This is a genomic window from Shigella sp. FC1967, assembly GCF_001743005.1.
GTDB lineage: Bacteria > Pseudomonadota > Gammaproteobacteria > Enterobacterales > Enterobacteriaceae > Proteus.
The window spans coordinates 1-4,622 of record NZ_MIIZ01000692.1; the positions used below are offsets into that span (position 1 = coordinate 1).

Consider the following 4,622-nt stretch of genomic DNA (forward strand, 5'->3'; position numbering starts at 1 on the left):
TAAGAAGATAGGTTAAGAAAAAAACAAAGTTAAATAATATAAAAATATTATTTAATCTGATTATTTAAATAACAATTTAATTACAATAAAATTAATTTTCGATATATAAATTATTATATATCGATGGTTTTTCTTGTCAATTTTTAATTATTATTAATCATATAATTTTAATACACTTTAATAGAATAAATTAATATCATAAGTTAGTGAATTTTAAAAGAACAATCTATAACTGTTATATCCCTCAAAATTCCCCATTCCTTCTCTAAATTTTTATAATAGCCATTAATAGAAGAAAATAATTATCATTTGATTCTGTCTATTTTAGTTAAATTATTTAGTGATATTTATTAACTTCTCATTCTCTATTATTTATTATTTACAACGAACTCATCACTTATAGATTAAATAAAATGGAGGCACCTTCAAATATTTATTTAACCGTCCGTATATAATATTTAGCTATAAGAAGAAACTGGAGGTTATATGAGTATTAGTCGTCGTTCTTTCATTAAGGGGATGGGGATCGGATGTGTGGGTTGTACCGTGGGTAGTTTACCACCGGGGGCACTTGCATTTAATCCTGTAGATTCTCTTAAGGGTCAGTCAAAATTAACACCTAGCCTGTGTGAAATGTGTTCTTATCGTTGTCCGATAGAAGCTCAGGTTGTTAACAACAAGACCGTTTTTATCCAAGGAAATAGAAATGCGGAGCACCAAAGTAGCCGAGTTTGTGCCAGAGGTGGAAGTGGTGTAAGCCTTGTCAACGATCCCAACCGTATTGTTAAACCCATGAAACGCAAGGGTCCAAGAGGTGCAGGTGAATGGGAAGTTATAAGCTGGGAACAAGCTTATAAAGAAATTGCAGAAAAGATGAATACCATAAAACAGAATTATGGTGCAGAAAGTATCTCTTTTTCATCTAAATCAGGTTCACTTTCTTCTCACCTTTTCCATTTGGCTGCTGCATTTGGCTCTCCAAATACGTTTACACACGCGAGCACTTGCCCTGCGGGTAAAGCCATTGCAGCATCCGTGATGATGGGTGGCGACCTTAAAATGGATTTAGCAAATTCTAAATATATTCTTTCTTTTGGTCATAACCTTTATGAAGGCATCGAAGTTGCAGAAACCCATGAATTAATGACTGCACAAGAGCGAGGTGCAAAACTAGTTAGTTTTGATCCTCGTTTATCGGTTGTTTCAAGTAAAGCAGATGAGTGGTTTGCTATTCGTCCTGGTGGTGATTTACCCGTGCTAATGGCTATGTGCCATATCATGCTGAAAGAAAATCTTTATGATAAAGATTTCGTTGAGAAATTTACTGTTGGTTTACCTCAATTAAAAGAAGTTCTACAAGATACAACGCCTGAATGGGCACAGGCACACTCAGATGTTCCGGCAAAAGACATTATTCGTATTACTCGTGAGATTGCCGCAAAAGCACCTCACGCATTGATTATGCCTGGTCACCGCGCAACCTTTAATAAAGAAGAAATTAATATGCGCAGAATGATCTTCACCTTCAATGCCTTACTTGGTAATTTTGAACGTGAAGGAGGTATGTATCAGAAAAAAGCAGCATCAAAATACAATAAACTTGCAGGTATTAATGTTGCCCCTGAATTGGCAAAACCAAGCGTTAAAGGAATGCCTGAAATTACCGCCAAACGTATCGATGCAACAGCACCTCAGTTTAAATATATCAATAAAGGTGGCGGTATCGTTCAATCAATTATTGATTCAACATTAAGCGGTGTACCTTATCAAACCAAAGCATGGATTATGTCTCGCCATAACCCATTCCAAACCGTAAGTTGTCGCCCTGATTTAGAAAAAACGGCACAAAAATTAGATTTAATTGTTAGTTGTGATGTGTATTTAAGTGAAAGTGCCGCTTATGCAGATTATCTATTACCTGAAACAACGTATTTAGAACGCGATGAAGAGATTTCTGATGTTTCGGGTCTCAATCCAGCTTATGCCCTCCGTCAGCAAGTTGTGGAACCCATTGGTGATACAAAACCAGCTGGTTAATTTGGATGGAATTAGGGAAAGAACTAGGATTAGCTCAATATTTTCCATGGGAAAATATGGGGGTTCGCCAACTATATCAAGTCAATGGTGATGAAACGTTGTATAAGGAAATCCATAAAAAAGGCTACTTGTCCTATGGAATTCCGTTACTTTTACGTGAGCCTTCTTATGTAAAAGCCTTCGTTGAACAATATCCAGATGCTATCAAACATGTTGATGGCAACAATATGATGGAAAAATCACTGTCATTTAAATCACCCAGTGGCTTAATTGAAATCTATTCTGAAGAACTCGAAAGCCGTTTAGAAAATTATGGTATTCCTCGCTTCCATAACTTCCCATTAAAAGAAAAAGACGAGCTTTACTTTATCCAAGGCAAAGTCGCCGTTCACACTAATGGGGCAACACAATATGTACCATTATTAGCCGAATTAATGTGGAAAAATCCTGTTTGGCTCCACCCTGAAACGGCTAAAAATCATGGAATTAAACATGGTGATGAAATCATTTTAGAAAATAGTACAGGTAAAGAAAAAGCACATGCTTTGATCACTGAAGGCATTCGTCCTGATACCGTATTTGTTTATATGGGATCGGGGGCAAAAGCAGGTGCGAGAACAGCAGCGACTACAACAGGCGTTCACTGTGGCAACTTATTACCTCATGAAATTAGTCCTGTATCAGGTACTGATGTGCATACATCAGGTGTCAAAATTAGTCGTGCTTAAGGGAAAATAACGATGAACAATAATGATAAACAATTTGTCATGTTACATGATGAGAAACGTTGTATTGGCTGCCAAGCTTGTACTGTCGCGTGTAAAGTCATCAATGACATTCCAGAAGGATTTAGCCGACTTCAAGTCCAAATTCAAGGCCCTCATGATGATGAAGCAGGTAATCCACATTACCAATTTTTCCGTGTTTCTTGTCAACATTGTGAAGATGCACCTTGTGTTTCAGTGTGTCCTACTGGTGCCTCTTTTATTGATGAAAATGGTATCGTTCAGGTGAAAAAAGAGCTGTGTATCGGCTGTGATTACTGTGTCGGTGCATGCCCTTACCATGTTCGTTATATTAACCCAATAACGCATATCGCAGATAAATGTAACTTCTGTTCTGATACTCGATTAACGGAAGGTGAATTACCTGCGTGTGTCTCGGTGTGTCCAACGGATGCACTTGCTTTTGGTCGCATCGACTCACCTGAAATTCAGGCTTGGATCAAACAAAAATCGGTTTATCAATACCAATTAGATAATGTCGGAAAACCAAGTTTATTCCGTCGTAAAGAAATCCATCAGGGAGATAAAGCATGACTAGTATCTGGGGAGCCGAACTCTACTATACGCCAGATTATTGGCCTGTATGGTTAATGGCAGCTGGTTTATTAATCGTTGCTATGATAGCCGTATTAGTTATTCATGGCTTGCTACGCTATGCTCTTGCACCAAAACACGCAGGTCATTATGAAGAAGAACGAGTTTATTTATACTCTAAAGCAATACGTTTTTGGCACTGGGGTAATGCGTTACTGTTTATTCTATTACTATTGAGTGGATTTTTAGGGCATTTCTCTATCGGTAATGTCACTTCAATGGTGCTATTACATAAGATCTGTGGTTTTATTCTTATCGCGTTCTGGATTGGTTTTATTCTTATCAACTTAACAACCAGCAACGGCGTGCATTATAAAGTAAGGTTTAGCGGATTAATTGGTCGTTGTATCAAACAAGCTCGCTTTTATCTTTACGGTATAATGAAAGGCGAACCACACCCTTTCGCAGCAACTGAAACTGATAAATTTAATCCACTTCAACAACTCGCTTACTTAGGTGTAATGTTTGGCTTAGTACCGCTGCTACTTATTACTGGATTATTATGTTTATATCCTGAAGTACTGGGTGAAGGCTATTGGATGCTAAAAGCACACTTAGTGTTAGGGATCGTGGCATTAATGTTCATTTGTGCACATTTCTATTTATGTACACTGGGTGATACTTTTACTCAAACATTCCGTAGTATGATCGATGGTCATCACCGTCACAATAAACATGATGATCATGGTTCGGTAGCAGAAAAAATCGAACATTAATTTCTTAATACCCTTCTATTCCGTTTCATGTCCTAAAATGCCTGTTTAAACAGGCATTTTTTGATCTTAATTCAGATACAAGTTTATACAATGATACATATTACATTTGCGATAAGCATCATTGTATTCATTTTTTAATATCCCCCTCTCTGGCTCGTCGCTCGAACACATTATTAAACCGCCAAAAACTCATTGTGAACGCCTCTTCATACTCAGAATGAAGGGGCGACAATCATCTACCCTAATGTGATATTAACTACCATTTTCCGCAAATAGTCATTTAATGATAAATACATAAATTTTGATCTAATAACGTATTTGCACTACTACACATTTTTGCCTTTAACATATTAAAAGTCACTTTTTTAAATCCATTCGTGTGAAAGGCATCTTACATTTGCGATAAGCATCATTGTATTCATTTTTTAATATCCCCCTCTCTGGCTCGTCGCTCGAACACATTATTAAACCGCCAAAAACTCATTGTGAA

The 4,622-nt window shown here is 36.9% G+C and carries 2 protein-coding genes and 1 pseudogene; all 3 read left to right on the forward strand.

All coding sequences use genetic code 11. The annotated features are described in order from the left end of the window. Positions 1-486: 486 nt before the first annotated feature. The 3 genes and pseudogenes from phsA to phsC all read left to right on the forward strand — a co-directional run bounded on the left by phsA (position 487) and on the right by phsC (position 4,132). Positions 487-2,765, forward strand: a pseudogene (gene phsA, locus BHE89_RS10015) (thiosulfate reductase PhsA). A gap of 12 nt (positions 2,766-2,777) precedes the next feature. Beyond that, positions 2,778-3,356, forward strand: a complete 579-nt coding sequence (locus BHE89_RS10020; RefSeq protein WP_069367884.1) for a 4Fe-4S dicluster domain-containing protein — start codon at positions 2,778-2,780, stop codon at positions 3,354-3,356. Then, entirely contained in the window at positions 3,353-4,132 is a 780-nt protein-coding gene (gene phsC, locus BHE89_RS10025) for a thiosulfate reductase cytochrome B subunit (RefSeq protein ID WP_069367883.1), read from the forward strand. Before BHE89_RS10020 ends, phsC begins: the two co-directional genes overlap by 4 nt. The last annotated feature ends 490 nt before the right edge of the window (positions 4,133-4,622 follow it).